General features: G+C 43.6%; 12 protein-coding genes and 3 pseudogenes. 6 read left to right on the top strand and 9 right to left on the bottom strand.

All coding sequences use genetic code 11. The features are described 5' to 3' along the window. Positions 1-188: 188 nt before the first annotated feature. Positions 189-623 carry a CoA-binding protein gene (locus LCF57_RS04160; RefSeq protein ID WP_225999581.1) on the bottom strand — a complete coding sequence of 145 codons (435 nt, stop codon included), beginning with the start codon at positions 621-623 and terminating at the stop codon, positions 189-191. Between the two features lie 33 nt (positions 624-656). After that, positions 657-1,949 (bottom strand): 3-phosphoshikimate 1-carboxyvinyltransferase, encoded by a 1,293-nt coding sequence (gene aroA / locus LCF57_RS04155; protein ID WP_225999580.1) that lies wholly within the window; start codon positions 1,947-1,949, stop codon positions 657-659. Positions 1,950-2,216: 267 nt separating this feature from the next. Here aroA and LCF57_RS04150 point away from each other — a divergent pair, with 267 nt between their 5' ends. From LCF57_RS04150 to LCF57_RS04135, 4 genes are all read left to right on the top strand, one after another. Further along, on the top strand, positions 2,217-2,522 hold the full coding sequence (locus LCF57_RS04150) for a rhodanese-like domain-containing protein (RefSeq protein ID WP_010345522.1): 306 nt from the start codon (positions 2,217-2,219) through the stop codon (positions 2,520-2,522). A gap of 365 nt (positions 2,523-2,887) precedes the next feature. Beyond that, positions 2,888-3,241 (top strand): transposase, encoded by a 354-nt coding sequence (locus LCF57_RS04145; protein ID WP_225999636.1) that lies wholly within the window; start codon positions 2,888-2,890, stop codon positions 3,239-3,241. After that, positions 3,238-3,441, top strand: a complete 204-nt coding sequence (locus LCF57_RS04140) for a hypothetical protein (protein WP_225999579.1) — start codon at positions 3,238-3,240, stop codon at positions 3,439-3,441. The genes LCF57_RS04145 and LCF57_RS04140 overlap by 4 nt, the downstream gene beginning before the upstream one ends. Before the next feature lie 16 nt (positions 3,442-3,457). Further along, complete coding sequence (locus tag LCF57_RS04135) at positions 3,458-3,706, top strand: hypothetical protein (RefSeq protein WP_225999578.1); 249 nt, start codon at positions 3,458-3,460, stop codon at positions 3,704-3,706. A gap of 325 nt (positions 3,707-4,031) precedes the next feature. On the opposite strand, the pseudogene LCF57_RS04130 reads toward LCF57_RS04135, so the two are convergent. Together LCF57_RS04130 and LCF57_RS04125 are read right to left on the bottom strand one after the other, a co-directional pair. Continuing rightward, positions 4,032-4,357: pseudogene (locus tag LCF57_RS04130) on the bottom strand (transposase); the annotation flags it as partial. A 121-nt stretch (positions 4,358-4,478) separates the two neighbouring features. Further along, entirely contained in the window at positions 4,479-4,643 is a 165-nt protein-coding gene (locus LCF57_RS04125; RefSeq protein ID WP_225999577.1) for a hypothetical protein, read from the bottom strand. A 20-nt stretch (positions 4,644-4,663) separates the two neighbouring features. Between LCF57_RS04125 and LCF57_RS28100 the strand changes: the two are divergent. Together LCF57_RS28100 and LCF57_RS04115 are read left to right on the top strand one after the other, a co-directional pair. Further along, positions 4,664-4,747: pseudogene (locus LCF57_RS28100) on the top strand (LysR family transcriptional regulator); the annotation flags it as partial. Between the two features lie 49 nt (positions 4,748-4,796). After that, positions 4,797-5,336, top strand: a complete 540-nt coding sequence (locus LCF57_RS04115) for a LysR substrate-binding domain-containing protein (protein ID WP_225999576.1) — start codon at positions 4,797-4,799, stop codon at positions 5,334-5,336. A 595-nt stretch (positions 5,337-5,931) separates the two neighbouring features. Here the strand turns inward: LCF57_RS04115 and LCF57_RS04110 are convergent. The 5 genes and pseudogenes from LCF57_RS04110 to LCF57_RS28095 all read right to left on the bottom strand — a co-directional run. After that, the gene (locus LCF57_RS04110) at positions 5,932-6,609 is read right to left on the bottom strand and encodes an MBL fold metallo-hydrolase (RefSeq protein WP_225999575.1); all 678 of its coding nucleotides are present in this window, start codon (positions 6,607-6,609) and stop codon (positions 5,932-5,934) included. Positions 6,610-6,624: 15 nt separating this feature from the next. After that, entirely contained in the window at positions 6,625-8,088 is a 1,464-nt protein-coding gene (locus LCF57_RS04105) for an FAD-binding protein (protein WP_225999574.1), read from the bottom strand. 251 nt (positions 8,089-8,339) lie between these two features. After that, positions 8,340-9,800: an MATE family efflux transporter gene (locus tag LCF57_RS04100; protein WP_225999573.1), complete on the bottom strand. Its 1,461-nt coding sequence runs from the start codon at positions 9,798-9,800 to the stop codon at positions 8,340-8,342. Between the two features lie 533 nt (positions 9,801-10,333). Next, positions 10,334-16,363, bottom strand: a complete 6,030-nt coding sequence (locus LCF57_RS04095) for an SDR family NAD(P)-dependent oxidoreductase (RefSeq protein ID WP_225999572.1) — start codon at positions 16,361-16,363, stop codon at positions 10,334-10,336. A gap of 141 nt (positions 16,364-16,504) precedes the next feature. Beyond that, positions 16,505-16,651 (bottom strand): annotated as a pseudogene (locus tag LCF57_RS28095) (hypothetical protein); the annotation flags it as partial. Positions 16,652-16,673: the final 22 nt, after the last annotated feature.

The raw sequence follows: 16,673 nt of genomic DNA, 5'->3' as shown, positions 1-16,673 counted from the left end.
TGAAAATATCTTTATTGCTACAACAGGTATCACTAATTTGATGATTCATCCAGATCATTCATAATCAATGCATACATACATTATATGGATTCCTGTCAGTATAATATACTGTATTAAGTTCTCATTTCACACCAAAAACCTTCTTCCCCAGCTTCATAGGGTCGAAGGTTTTTGGTGCATCTTTATGATTATCCTTTACGTACAGCCTGAGTCACTGAGTCCTCTACCTTAATGCAGCGATCCATAATGACCGTCATTCCATGCTCCTGTGCAATGTCATCAGCTTCCTGGCTGATAATCCCTTGTTGAAGCCACAAAACCTTGGCTCCAATCGCAACGGCTTCACGTGCAACCTCTGCACAGTATTCACTGCGACGGAATACATTGACCAATTCGACGGGCTCGGGTACTTCAGCAAGACTGGCATAGCAAGTCTCCCCAAGAATTGTTTGCCCTGCAGCGGCAGGATTAACCGGAATAATCCGGTATCCCCGCTTTTGCATCGCATAAGAAACCATATATGAGGTTCGGTCTGATTTATCAGACAAACCAACTACCGCAATATTGCCTACTTGTTCCAAAATGGTTTTAATTTCTTCCCTGGACGGGTTTTCAAAAGCCATTCTGTCCCCTCCTGTTCGCATTTTAGCTTACTTTTATTTTACCCATTCTACTGAAGCACCAAGCGTCGTCAGATGGTCAAAATACTGTGGATACGATTTGGCAACATGATGTGCATCCTTGATCAATAACGGCTTTTGCGCACGTAAGCCTACAACCGTCAAAGCCATAATAACACGGTGATCAAAGTGCGCGTTAATTTCAACGCCTCCTTCGACACCCTCTGGTCTGCCATGGACGATGATCTCCGCTTGACGTTCCTCTACCCGAGCTCCAGCCTTACTCAGCTCATTCAAATAATCGGTGATACGGTCACATTCCTTGTACCGTAAATTTTCCACATTATAAAAACGAGACGTACCTTCAGCAAATACAGCCGCAGCCACCATGGCAAGTACAGCGTCTGTCGCAGCATCACCGTCAAATTCGATGGCCTTCAATCGGCCATTCCCCTTCACAATAACGGTATCATTCTCGTGTGTTAACGGTACTTCCATCATACGCAGCACATCTACAATGGCACGTTCTCCCTGCCTGCTCTGCTCTTTTAGCCGATGGATGGTGACATCGGAATTCGTTACTGCAGCCGCGGCCAGCACTGCCGCGCTTCCTGGATAATCTCCCTGCACAGTATACGTACGTGGCTGATAGGATTGGCGCCCCGGAACACGGAAAGACATGTAATCATCGCTTGCATGAATGACAATGCCGGCCTCTTGCAATACCTCCAACGTTTGCCCGATAACTACCTTGGATTTCAAATCATGCAGCACTTCAATTTCGCTGTCTTCCTCTAGTAGAGGTGTAAGGAATAGCAAGGCACTCAAATATTGTGAGCTAACCGAACCGGACACCTGAATTTTGCCGCCCTTAGCTTGACCGCCCTGGATACGAATCGGCAACTTACCTTCGCGATGTTCCACCCTCACTCCCAATTGGCCTAACGCATCGATCAGATCGTCATGCGGTCGTTTGCCCAATGAGTCAGGATATGTATTAACGAAAGTAACATCCGGACATAAGGATGCAATTCCCATCAAAAAACGGAGCACCGCTCCGGCATTCCCCACATTTAATTCCTTCACGGATCGAGGATGGCTGCCAAAGCCTTTAATAACTATTTTTTCGTCATCCTCTTCCAGCACTGCACCCAGATCAGCGATACAACGACGCATAGCATCACTGTCTTCGCTATGGGCTGGATAGTAAATAGTGCTTTTTCCATCCGCTAGTGCCGCTGTAAGCAGATAACGAGTCGTGTAGTTTTTGGAGGACAAGGCCCCAATCTCTCCCTGCAAGGAAGGGGTAGGTCTAACGATAACATCCATATTGTACATGCTCCTTTTCGATTCAAACCATCCTAGTTTACATTAATTATACAGGTTGTAGCGTTCATTTCTCCACCAAAAAAATATAGAATATTCATCTAGAGCTGCCGCAGTTTAATCCTGCAGCTTGATAGTCTTCACCTGTTTTTAGGTATAGCCTAATTGACAGCTTAGAGATAGCTTCGCTATCATACATAGAGAGTGTGATGTTTCGCACACCTCAATAACATAAGCAACACAATTTTTCATCAGAAAAGAGGTCCAGCCATGACGCAAATCGCCCTGATTGAACCTTCTGAGCTTCGCGCACGCCTACAAGCAGGAGAACAACTGCAATTGATCGACGTTCGCGAGGCGGAAGAAGTAGCGGAAGGCATGATTGAAGGTGCCAAGCACATTCCGCTCGGACAGCTTCCGGGCCGTCTTGAAGAAATTGAACGTACCGGTGAAATCATCTTTATTTGCCGGAGCGGTTATCGCAGCGAACGGGCCTGCGAATATTTGCAACAGCTCGGTTATGAAGGCTGTACCAACATGACCGGCGGCATGCTGCAATGGTCACAAGAGCAGTAAAAGCTGCTAAATAAAAGAGGCGGGGTCTTCCCGTCTTTTTTCATTTTAACTCAAAGCTTAAACGCGGTAACGCATTAAAATATGTTCTTATCATACCACAGTGTTAAAAGGTTACACAAATCAAAAGGGGATGTCCCATAAGTATAAAAATGACGGGACATCCCTTTTCTCAAAGATGTACAACAAAAAGAAACCGTTTCTTGGTAAAATGGAAGTGCGAACCACCTTTTACGAAAGGAACAGTTTCTTTGTACATTCAATATACCATGGATCAACTCTTTTTGCCAATGGATTTGGAAACAGGGATCCCCGAAAATCACCTCGTGCGAATCGTAAACGACGCCGTGAATTAGCTCAGCGATTCCATCTTCGACGCAGCTTACCCTGGCGGCGGCCGTCATAGCTATCATCCGAAAATGTTCACCAAAATCATCATTTACGCCTACACCCAGCGTATCTACTCCTCCCGTCAAATCTCCAAGGCGGTTCGGGAAAATATCATGTTCATGTGGCTCGCCGCACGGCAGCAGCCGGATTTTCGTACCATTAACCGCTTTCGCTCCGAGCGGATGAAGGACGTCCTGGAGCACATTTTTACCGCGGTCCTGGAACTGCTTGTGGAGGAACAATACGTGTCATTGGAGCACTACTTTCTGGACGGCACCAAGCTCGAAGCCAATGCCAATCGGTACACTTCGTCTGGAAAAAAGCTGTTGTGAAGCACCAGGCCAAGCTTCAAGAGAAGGTCAAAGCACTGTTCACCGCCATCGAGGAAGCGGAACAGCAAGAGAATGCCGCCCACAAAGGAGCGGACCTTCCCGAACTCGACGAAGCGTCGGCCCTCCCGGCGGAGAGGCTGGAACAGGCAGTCCAGCAACTGGAGGAGGAGTTACAAGAAAAACCAAGAACAAGACCTTAAGAAAGCGGTTCGCCAGTTGCGTAAGGACTTGCTGCCTCGGCTCCAAAAGTATGAACATCAGATCCAGACCGCAGGCGAGCGCAACAGCTACAGCAAAACGGACCCGGACGCGACGTTTATGCGGATGAAGGAAGATCACATGCGAAATGGTCAACTGAAGCCGGGATACAATGTGCAGATCGGAACGGAAAACCAATTTGCTCTGGGCTATGATGGATCACGAAAGCTGCCAAATGAAAGACTGAAAATTCTTATTTTTATTTGAATTATGTCTCATAAAAAATGATAAGAGAGTACGGATTTGTTCAACAGCATCCATATTGGCTCATAGAAATCGACAAATCCTCTAACAGGCAAATTGGCTTGTATACGTATTATTCACGATAATACAGTTAGTATTTCCGCCAATGTATATTCTGTATAAAAAAAACAGAACAAGGTGCAACATATATCCTCAAGGTCTTGCAGACAGATTTAAAGGATTTACTCAATTGCGGCGAAGGCATTCGATACTGCTCCATTGAATTTCTCAATCACATCCTTACACCTTGTACCTCTGTCAATAAAGTAGACACATAGAATCGAGAAAATTACGCAGCATTTCGGTACATACGTTCGAACTCATTGGGCGACAAACATCCCAGCGTGGAATGGATTCGCTTGCCATTGTAAAAACATGTAATGTACTCAAAAATGGCCTTTCTTGCCTGTTTGCGTGTCTTGAATTTGTTCAGATAAATCAGCTCTTTTTTCAAGACGCTGTGAAAAGATTCAATACAAGCATTGTCGTAGCAGTTTCCCTTTCGGCTCATGCTTCCTTGAATGCTGTAGGTGCGAACCGATTCTGGTAGTCATGGGAAGCGTATTGACTGCCGCGGTCGGAGTGGTGCAGGACCTGGTCTTTCGGAGGCCGGCGCTGCTCACGCTGGCTCGGTTTCCGCCCGGTCCATTTATAGTAGCCGCTTTGTGATACTTGAAAAGTACCGCACATCTTCGAGATCCAGCACTTGAAGCGGTGACGTGGATAAACGCATAGATCAGCGCCGGTCTTTGGCGAAGAAGTGCATCGTCTTTTTTAAGATGTCATTCTCCTCTTCCAGATCCCGGATTCGTTTCTGCAGGTCGCGTATAGCTTTGTCCTCCGACTTCAGTTGCCCGCTGCCCAGGAAGGCTTGCTGCCCATCTTTCTTGTACTCGGCCATCCAACGGTACAGGGTTAGGAATCGAAGCTTTTCTTTCTATAGTAAGACACGGTAGTTTAACTGAAGCCGCCAGTTCCTTATTTATCTCCCAATCCAGCCTAAGTCACCGTTTGGCTCAACTGGAGCGGGAAGTCGGGATGAACTTAATCGACCGTGGAAGAGGGACTCCGAACATTATCGTTAACTTCCAGCGGGCAGGAATTTTTATTGCTGGCCAGAAGATGGGAGGCCCTTGTTCAGGAGACCAGCCAGATCCGTACCCGCACCAAAAATTTGACACTTTCGATCGGAGCGGCAGATAGCATACAAACTTACGTCCTCCCTGCCATGTACAAGGAACTAAGCAAATATTCAAAACAAATCGAGATACGCATTCGCACTCAGCAGTCAACGGAACTAAACCAATTGTTGGAACGCGGTGAAATCGATATTGCTTTTGCCAATTTGGAACAGCCTATGCCTAATATGCTTGTTAAGAAGTTCCTTGCTGAACGAATGATTGTGATAAGCAGAGGAAAACTACCGGTTGCAAACAACACCTTAACCGATCACGAGTTGGATACGTCAAATCAGCTGTTTTTTGAGTGGAACCCTTCCTTTCGGGCATGGTATGACAGGTGGATTGGGGACAGAAATTACCCGCCTATCCGTTTAGATGCTGCTTCACTAATAGAAACATTCATGGATTCCTGAAAAACGGGCGATTGTTCCGATGTCTCTGGCACGCCGGTATGAACAAACAGGGGAATTCTTTATTTATCATCTGAAATCCCTCCCGCCTGAGCGGGTTTGCTATCAGATTCAACCGCGTAACCCTAGGGCGAGCGATGTAGAAAATCTGCGAATATTAGAGTCGTGTATTCATGCTGTCATGGAGTCAAGCAGTAAATGGGCTGTTATGTATTGAACATACGAAACGGGGCGTCCCTAGCCATTGCATGGCTAACCCTCGAATAATGGCGTAAGCTTGAACAACTCGCTCGAATGAGTGCACCCGCATGGCCGGAAATGAACCCGTTGGATGATCCCTTGCTCGCAGCTAATATAACCCCTTATCACTTCTCCACAGAACGGGCACCATTCCTTGACCTCCAAATCGTATTGAATTGAGACGCGGCTCTTATGATGCTGTTCAAAAGCTATATTTCTGTTCGTTCCGCCATCCATCGAATCACCTTCCTTTTTTTACATTATTTTATTGTACCTATTTTTGGAATTATATATATTTCCGTTTAAAAGCGCCGAGGGTACCATCGCGGCCGGTTCCTTCTGGACATTTGGAGTATTCTTACTTAAAGTCAAAAAGGCCAGTTTGATTTTTTCTCATTCTCCATCTAATAAAATCTTCTTTATTGTCTATTTGAAAATATATGTTTTCTCTCATCAGGTATTGCAGGGTATGGCCAGGAGCTTTGCCGTAAGAATGTCCCGGATAAACACGCACATGGGGAGATACCGATGATTTAACCCTCTGAATACTCTCAAACATTTGCTCCGGGAGGCCTCCCCAGGAATTACAAATGCCGCAGCCCTCTATGAAAATTGTATCTCCAGTAAATATGCTGTCCTGCAGGAGATAGCTCACACCACCTGCCGTATGCCCCGGAGTATGCATGCAGGTTACCATTGTTTCTCCAACGCTGATTTTGTCCAGATCATTTATGGCCTGTAAATTATTGCACCTAAATCCATAATAGTCGATCTCTGCTTTCGACATGTATACATAAGGGTTAAACAGCCCTTCTAAAGGAGCAACCAAATTTACATGGTCATAGTGCGAATGCGTTAAAAGAATTCCCTGCAAAGCTGCATCCAACTGATTTAACTTGTCGACTATTATATTCAGCTCCCATGCCGGGTCAACAATCAATGCATTTCTAGTCGTCTTATCAATGATGATGTATATAAAGTTTGAAAAACGATAGGAACGTGTATTTAATTGGTAAATTTCATAGCTTATGTCCACATGACTACCACCAACTCATATATTTTGATTCTTTCCTTCGAGATCTTCTATAATTTCCATTGCCACAAAATATCCAAAAAATAAAGTTAATATATCCTCGTACCGCTTTCCCCATCCTCTTGCTCGGCGTAATATTATGTTTTGACTTTCTTGTAATTCCTTTTTATGGAATAATAGAGAAACAACAGGTGAATGGCAAGCGGTCAGATCCATCATTAGAGCCGACAACTTCTTCTGAAACTCTTCAATCGGAAAGTCATTATTCTCTTTCGAATACAGCCGCATTGTTTCAGGCGGATTTTTAAATGAAGGTTGATATTGCGTACTAAAAACACCTTCATTAGTTATTTTGTCGGCAATTAATTTACCAAAGACGATACCCGATGCGAAGGCTTGTCCAGGGATTCTTCCCATGCCAAGATCACCATTAAATTGAGCTTCTCCAGTAACAAAAACACGATTTAAGTTTATAACCTCAGCATTAGCATTGATTTCGATTCCTCCTGAAGAATAGTGCATCGTTGGCGTAATTTTGATTCTTTTATTTTTAACAATATTAGGACTCGATCCATATTTTTTGAATTTTTCATTCAATAAGTTTTCATCAGCATGGCTCAGATCCAGGTACATATCCTTTTTTTGTTTGATGCAATCGAGTTGAAATTTTAAAATCTCATCAATCATTTCGTGATAATCATCACATGCAATTGCATCACTGATATGGTCATCTTTTAATAATTGAACTCCTTCCTTATCTACTATTTTCCCTTGACTCATAGATACAACTCCGCCCAATAAAATTTGCCTTCCGTTGTAAATTGACCAAGGATGACACATTACTGTTGACATTCCCTTTAATCTTGCACCTATTTTTTTAGCTAAAATATGCGCTTCACCAGTTGAACCCGGCGAATTATCATTGTAACTAAATTGTCCCGCATATCCTCCCGTAGCCAATACCAAATAATTAGTATAGATTCTGATAAATTGATCTGATTGTGTGTCATAAAATAATGCGATAACTCCATGATCGGACTTTTCCAAATGAATCAAAATTTTATTACACATCGGTTGCTCAATATGCTGCAACAAGCTATTGATTAATTTCTTTCCCCCATGTGATTTAATCAAGCATTCAGGCATGATACCAAAAGAGGTTTTCTCATAAGGAATTCCTAGTTCCTCAAAAAAATCTATAATTATACCGGAATTCCTGTATAGCGTTTCAATAACTGGCCGATCTGCCCCACATTTATCAATAGTAAGATTAATAATATCATTAATTTCATTCTCTGATGGAACACGCGTATTAGCGGCTGAAAGGAAGGAGTTGCTTTGTTTGGGCGCATTCTTTTTTGTTATTATCATGTACTTCATATGGTTTTTTGACAAATAATAAGCAACAGCAAGCCCCGAGATACCCGTACCGACAATCAAAATTGGAGTGTAGTGTTCAACGGATATTATATTTTGTTTCATCATTTCATCTCCTCTTTTAGGAAATGTGTAGAAAAGTTACGAGGATTGCCGACGAACAGCGCCCCGGTGGAAAATTGAAAGAGGGTAAGATTGCCAATCACTCGCATGTTTGTGTCAATGCGATCTTGAACACTCGCAAAATCCATGTGAAGCAGGGGCTGCAAGCAGTTATTCATCCGAAAAAGCGAGCTTCCGGCAGGAATAAGCCGTGAACAGAACTGTGCGCCTGCAAGCCCCGCTCCCGCCTTGTTTTAAGCCTCAGTAGCTGTTGGTTTATTTTTCAGTTTTATAAACTCGCGTTTTGCCCACAAATACAGAAGCAAAAATGCTATCAGATTTCCGCTTCCAAAGAATATGAAAATAAGATTCATATTCTTGATGGGAAAATGAAGCAATGGCAGCAGCACCGGAAATGAAGTGATTAACATACGCAAAGCGTCACTGACTAAATTGGGCATCGGTTTGCCAATTGCCTGAAAAGCGAAAGAAGTGACAATAATTCCGGCAAGCCCAATGCTGGTCAATGTTAACAGCCTGACCTGTCTTACACTGTTATCTATGACATCCTGTACAGAAGAAAATTGCTGAAAGATCTCAGGCGCAAATAACATGTACAGTGCTGCAAGAACTAAGCCGGATATCATGCATATTTTGATATTTGTGGAGAATATTTTGTCACATCTTTTAAAGTTTTCCCCTCCAAAATTTTGTCCGATCATAGGTATTGTAGACAAACCAATAGCGAATGCCGGGATTAAAAACATTTGATCCGTTCTGCTGACCAAAACCCAGGCATTCATTGATGCTTCACTTATAGATCCTACTACGTTATTCAATATCATGGTTGCTGTATTGATTAGCAAGAAGCCTATGGAAGCAGGAATACCAATATACAGAATTTCTTTAATAATTTTACTGTCTGGCGCAAATATTTTCCCTTGAATTTGCATTGTTGTCTTTCCTCGTACAAAGAAAGATAAATAGTATACAACAGTTAACCCGACAGAAATTGAAGTCGCCAACGCCGAACCCTTAACTCCCATATTGAAACCAAAAATCAAAATCGGGTTTAAAATAATATTAATAATTGTCGAAGCAGTTACAGCTATACCAATTTCTTTTGCTTTACCTTCCCCTTGCAGTATTCCCCCAATAGTTGTCATTAACAGTTGGAATAGCATACCCGGAATCATGTAATACAAATAATCAACGCCATATTGAATAGCTTCAGTTGACATCTTGCTGCCCGCTAAATGCTCAATGATGTTCCGCCCAAATATAGAACAAACAACCAATGTAATAACCGAAATGACCGATGCCAATAATAGTCCGGTGTCCCCTGTTCTTTTAATCAGCACTTCATTTTTTTGGCCGAGGCCTCTGGCCGTAACGGAGCTTGTTGCCATAAATAAGGAACAGGATATATAATAAATAATCAAGTATATGCTATAAACTAAACCTGTACCACTCAGCAAAGCCGTTGAACTCCGGTCAATCAGGGATATAAAAAAAGTATCCACCATCATATGGGCAAATAGCACGGACTGGCTAATCAATATTGGAATGCCTAGTTTCAGCGTAGTAAGAGCAATGGGCCCATTAAAAAAATCTAGTGACTGTGGGTCTGATTTCCTTGCTTTCCTGCTTTTGTCTGACGTAGTCAGAGCTTCCCCTTGGCTAGGGTCGTTTAGATTTGAGTTAAAATCTCCCATTTACTATTCTCTCCTTGTATAATATTCCATGCATTTCTTGCATATGCTCGCGCTTTCTTGGATTTTCAAGAGATGTGGATAGCATAGGTCGCGGCCCTTATGGAAATAAATCTGTGGATGCTCCGTGCTTTTGTTGTCGTTTGCTAAAATCTGAGCGTTGGTTAACAAATGAGTATTTGAAGTTTAAATCATGCGGTCATCTGGGGTGGGACTGGCGTATTTTGCAAAAATTCCGATGGGGTAAACCAGTAGTGTCCGGCCGGTCGATGCCGAAGATGACGTCGGTCTTGGCATTCTCCCGTCGAAGCTCCTTTATTCACAATACCAGATTTTTCATTGTTTGTAAATAAAAAATATAAACTTTAACCTGTCGATCTCGCAAACGGTTGTGCCGGGATTAACCCAGAGCCTCTGGCAGGCCTGGCGTTCCCGAATGGGCGAAGCAGGCTCCAGGCCCGCTCCGCTCCGGTGTACACCCTATCTGGCCCTCGTTCTGCCGCCAGGGAACCTTAAATCCATTCATTAAATACTGATTATACTGGAGCTTTACTTCCAGTACCGCTTAACTGTAAATTTTCAATCAAATTCTTGAGGTACCTATCGGAAACTACCTTTTTAAAATATAATTTTTCACACAATTTAAGAATCTTTTCATAGACATTCGGCTCATCAAAAATGGTCATATGGCAGCTAGGATCCACATCAATCATATAAAGTTTTGGAATTTCCCGTTCCCAGTCTCCCCAGTATTTTGAGCCATCTACAGCCTGTGAAAAATTAGGCACTGTAGAAGCATAGGGCTCCAGGTCACCATAAACCTTCCCGCCCTTGTTACGGAAATAGTAGCATGTCACTTCTTCCGGATATAATAATGGCAAAACGGAAAATTTATCCAATTTATAGGATTTTTGAATATCTAAATGTTTTTGTATCATTTTGTGTAATTGTGCAGTAGTTTTATTCAATCCGCGGCTCTTTGCAAGTTCAATAAGCTCATTTAAATAGACTTCATCACTTAATTCTAAATTGGTTTCATCGCGATGTATTAACATAGGCGGCTCATCTGATTTTTGCTTCATTGCAGAAATGAGGGCGACGTTTATTGTTTGCAGAATTAAATCTTTATCACTGTTTTTTAACGCATTTAATGCATTGCTATCCAGTGTGTCCAGCATAACAATAGTATTTACTTTTTGTCCCATTTCTTGCAATTTTCGGGTAACTTCATACGCAATATCTCCCCCCAGCGAATACCCGCCTAGATCATAGGGTCCTTCCGGTTGCACGGCCTGAATGATTTGAATGTAGTATTCAGCCATAGAGGGTATCCCTTGCAGCGGCTCCCTTTCGGACATCCACCCACGCGCCTGAATTCCATAGAATGGCCTTTGTGAATTCCGGGCAATGCCCTGATAGGATTCTACTCCACCCAATCCCGGGTGAAACCAGAACACAGGCTGCCCATGCACGCTCTCGTTGAGGTGAATTATTTCCGGATATTCGGATAAATCTTTTGGAACGATAATTGTTACCTTAGGAATCGAAGTCTGCTCATGTACTCCTGCACTTTTTTCCTTCAAAATGTTCACAATATCCTGAGCCGTTCTACTTTCACGTAAATTGTCCAAAGTAACTGAGAATTCCATCCTGGATTGCAGTTGTTGAAATAATGACATCAGCAATATCGAATCAAATCCGTATTGCTCCAAAGGCTTATTGATATCCAGTTCTGACGGACTCATTCCCAGGACAATGGACAGTATATCCATTACTTGGTCTGAAAGAGATTCAAATTCTGTTGCGGTATCCTCATTCGCGACTTCTTCAGGCACTTCAAGCTTAACGCTCAGCCCTGTAGCCTTCTGATGCTCTGCCCAGCAGCGCCGTTTCTCAAAGGGATAGGTCGGCAATGCTACTATTCGCGCACCTTTACCGCTGTGCAACAGCTCCCAAGGAATTTTACTTCCTTGTACCCAGCATAGTGCCAGCTTCTCAAGGTTATTCTCGGCTATAAGTTCTTGCAGCAAGACCTCCTCCAGTTTTCCTGAGAGCAGGCTTCTGATTCCTGCTGAAATATTCTCTTCATAATTCCCTGTATACATAGGAACAGAGGCATCAATTCTTGAATTTTCAGTTTTGGATTTCAAATACGCCTCCATACCCTCGATCAACTCTTCCCGGCTGCTTACTACCATTGCCAATCGGCACTCCATTGCTTCCCGGCCTGCTTGAAGTGTGTGGGCAATATCGGATAAGCGATGTCCGTCTTGAAGCTGCAGGAACTCCAGCATTTGCCGGACAACAAGCTGAAGCCGTATCACATTCTTGGCTGAGAAGACAATGAAATGCTGCTCAGGGGATGATGAATCCCGGCCTGGAACTGTATCCTCCTGTACGGGCAGATACTCTTCTATAATTAAATGTGCATTCGATCCGCCTGCTCCAAAGGAACTTACAGTTGCACGCCTTGGATACTCCTGTTCTACTCCGTCCATCGTTATTACTGGTCTTTTCCAATCTATTAACTCTTTTTGCAGATAAAATGGAGTATGATCAAGGTTGATATTAGGGTTTAACGGATCTACCTTAATGGACGGAACCAATTTCTTATGCTGCAATTGCAAAATAACCTTCGTCAGTTGTGCCATTCCCGATACAGCCTCCGGATGCCCAATATTGGATTTTACAGACCCGATTACACAAAACTGTTGGTCGGTTGTAAACTTACGAAAAGCGTTATTTAAGGCAGTAATTTCGATAGGATCCCCTAATGCCGACCCATTGGCCGCAGCTTCAACATAGCTGACTGTACGGGGATCAATCCCTGATTTTGTAAAGTTATTTTCAATCAACTGAGCCTGTGCGTTCGGATTAGGAACTGAGAATCCGTTAGTATGTCCTCCATGATTGGTTGATGTTGATTTAATCACAGCCAGAATGGAGTCTCCATCCATTCTTGCCTTTGACAGCGGCTTTAACAGCACTACCCCAACACCTTCCGAAGGTAGATAACCATCACCCTTACCAAAAGATCTGCTGTCTGTGTGACTGCCAAGCATTTGCACCTGGCTCAATCCTAAATATTTCCTAGGGTGAATGGAAAGATTAGCACCTCCGGCTATTGCCAATTGGCATTCACCTTTTATAAGACTTTCACAAGCCATATGAATGGCGATCGTGGCAGAAGAACACATCGTATCAATCGCTACACTCGGTCCCTGAAAGTTGAAAAAGTGAGAAACCCTATTTGCAATGGAGCTGTAGGATGATATTGCCATTGCTGATTCTTTGGAAATGTCCAAATTAAAAGAATGGTATTGATGATACATCGCACCGGCAAAAACTCCGACGTTAGCCTGATACAGGCGTTGTAAATTCTCACGGGTATATCCGCAGGTTTCCAGTGCATTCCAGACTGTCTCCAGAAACAGGCGGTCCAAAGGATCTATAATTTCCGCTTCTCTTGGCGAAATATTGAAGAATAAAGGATCAAATTTATCTATGTCTTCAATAAATCCTCCCCATTTACAGTATGTTTTTCCAATGGTGTTCCTAGCCTCATCAAAGTAAAGACTGTGGTCCCAACGATCACCAGGAATTTCTGTAATGCAATCCTTCCCGTCCCTCAGGTTATTCCAGAATTCTTGAATATTTTTTGCTCCGGGATAACGCCCTGAAAGTCCTATGATAGCAATATCATTATCCTCAGGTAATTTTTCCGGCTTCGATTTCATACGTGAGGAAGTAAACCTCAGCCTTCTGTGACTATTGAACAATTGCTTTACAGGCTCTGGCTCAGCAACATTTTTCTTTGAATTTTTGCCGTCCTCAATGGCATTCTCTTTAATTCCTAAAAGTTCTATTAATTTATCCAGATGGGATTCAAGGAAATGCCCGGTTAATTCTTGAATGCTTTGATATTCAAAAAACAATGTTCTGGATAATGAACCAAAAGGCTTTTCCAATTTATTAGTCAATTCCATTGCCATGATTGAGTCTATGCCGTATTTTTCCATAGGGGCATCTGCCTCAATACGGTGAGGAGGCAGTTTAATCACTGATGAAAGCAGGGTTTTAAAATAATTTACAGCTTTCTCATGAAGCAAATGTTGTTCTATTACAGGTTCTCCTTTTGTCGCTTCTACAGCAGGCTTCGTTGTTACAACCTCCGCTAGAGGCAACTGTCTTTCGAGTGTTTCCTGAAAACGTCTAATATCACCTTCAATAACCATCACCTGCGGTTCGCCCGAAGCTAAGCCTTTATATAAAGCTTGAATTCCGGTTTTGGTTTGCATGGCAACTATACCTTTGTTTTGTTCCGATCGTTTTTCAATTTCTGCGTTGACACTCATGCCGCCATCTTTCCACAGTGGCCAGTTGATAGATAAGGTTTGACCTTGCCGTTGCTTCGATAATATTAAAGTATTTCGATATCTGGCATAGGCATCCATAAAAGCATTAGCTACAGCATAGTCAGCCTGGCCTACATTGCCAAAGCACCCTGCTGTCGATGAGAATAGAATGAAGAAATCAAGCGGCAGTTCCATGCTCGCGTGATCCAGATTCAACAGCCCGCTAACTTTAGGCTTCAGAACCTCTAGCAGATCTGCTTTATTTTTTCTTAGTATGAAATTGTCTTTGATTACACCAGCACTGTGTATGATTCCGTTGATGCCTCCGAATTCCGCCTGGACGCTTCGTATGAAATCAATAACATCCTCTCTTTGAGTCACATCCAGTTGCCTGTATTCAACTCTGGCATCCAGAGCCTTTAATTCGTCAAGCTTAGCCTGTTTGATCGCACCAAGCAGGGATCGTCCGGTGAGAATCAGTGTAGGATTCTTTACTTTGTTTGCAATTTCTTTGGCAAAGATAAGTCCCAAGCCGCCGGCACCACCTGTAACTAGGTATATGCCCCTATCCTTCCATGGAAGTTCCGCTGTTTCGCGGATAGCTTCGATTTCGCTCCAGGCCGTAACGAACCGTTTACCTTCCTGATATCGTATGCGAGTATCAACCGGGCTGCGGCTGTTCTCTTTCAGTTTCTCAAGTATTCCTTCTGAACCTTCCCATGATTCTACTTCAATTAACTGCCCTATAAGCTTCGGATTCTCTAACTGCGCCGTTTTTAGAAGACCGGTTAAACCGGATAAAAATTGCAGCTCCTCCCTGGCAGGAACAACAACCTGGATCAGCACCATATCCTTAGGTCTTTCTTTCAGAATGCTTTGAATTTTTTCAAAGATCTCTACAGTATATATCTGGAACAGTTCATCTATGTTGCTCTGTTGAGACTGCAAAATCATACACTGAACTCCGTTTATATGAGCTTCAATTTTTTCCCTGGCTGCTTCATCCTGCCCGCAAAGTATAACTACATGTTGGCCATAAACAGGTGCCAAGCCCCCTTGCAGAACCTGTTGTTCATTCCAGCCGGGCTTTAGCATTAAAGTACCGGTATTTACTGAAGCTCCTTCAGAATCCGCATCACCTTCAAACACTCTGGAGGTAAATCCTCTCAATTTCATATAAATATTCCCGTTATCATCACACAAGTCAACATCAAGCTTCCTGATCTTGTCTCCTTCTTCGCTGCCCCTGCTGTACCTGACAAAAGCCCACATAGAAGCGGTATTGCTTCCAAATATTTCGATTTCGTCTAAAGCAAAGGGTACCGCTGTCTTAAGCTCATGTGAACCCATCATTAAGCACATTGATGTCTGTAAAGCAGCATCTGCCAAACTTGGATGAATGACAAACTGACCTCGCGTAGCAGAAACAGATGGAGGCAAAGATAGTTTTGCCAGCAATTGACCAGATCCCATATATACATTTTCTATTGCTTGATGCCCCGGACCATAGTCAAACCCTATAGCGCGGAAAGCTTCATAGCATTGGGCGGATGTAAAAGTTCCTTGATTGCACTGTTGCTGCAAGGCAGTTAAATTCAGGGTTGTGATTTCTTTAACCACATTCAGCACCGCATGGCCCTGGCTGTATATGATCGGTTCCTTGTCGCTGAAGTCACTATAGATTTCATAGGAAATCTCTCCGTCCTTCTCCGGGAACAGGCCGATGTGGATTTGAACCGGCTGGGCTCCCGCAATAATAGGCCGGACCCAAACGATGTTCTTTAGTCTTATCCCTGTATCCTCTTCCATCAATGCCCCTGCCCCATGCTCAACCGCAGCCCGGGCCATCTCAAGATAGGCGACTCCGGGTAACACCCGCTGTCCCTTAACAACATGGCTTTCCAGGAAAAACTCCTTGCCCGTGAAGGTTGAAGTAAATCTCTGCTCCAGCAGGTCGGACGTATTCCGGTGCAGCAGAGGATGAATCACAGAGGTCTCTACCGTAGGGACCTCCCGGTTATTGCCGTTATGTTCACCGATTCCATCGATCCAGTAGCGTTCCTTTGCAAACGGGTAGGTGGGAAGGCTGACTCTTCTGCGTTTAGCCGAGCGGTAGAGCTTGTTCCAATCAAAAGCTAAACTTTTCGTCCATAGATCTGCAATTTTCCCGTACTTTCCACGTTGAATCCATTTCTCAATCGTTTCCTGCATCTCTTCATCTACAGCCAAAGCAGCCAATGTATCTTTATTACGTTTTACCTGCCCTCTGTACAGGTTCTCAATTCCATCCTGTCCGGCTGCAAAGCCCCACAGCTTCGCCTTGAGCTGCCCGATGCTGTCTGCCAGTACTCCCAGCCGCTCTTCCATGGCCTCGCGCCCTGTCTGGAGGGTGTAAGCTATGTCCGCAAGGTCTGCATCCGTCCATGGCTGTTCCTCGATGGCGGCCAGCAATCTCTGGACCTGCGCCTTCAGCCCTTCCTCATTCTTGGCCGACAGCACAATGATGGCCGGCTTCTCCGGG

The sequence above is a fragment of the Paenibacillus sp. BJ-4 genome, from assembly GCF_020404765.1.
Taxonomy (GTDB): Bacteria; Bacillota; Bacilli; order Paenibacillales; family Paenibacillaceae; genus Paenibacillus.
The sequence above is the reverse complement of the archived record's forward strand: the minus strand, read 5'-3'. Positions and strand labels throughout refer to the sequence as shown.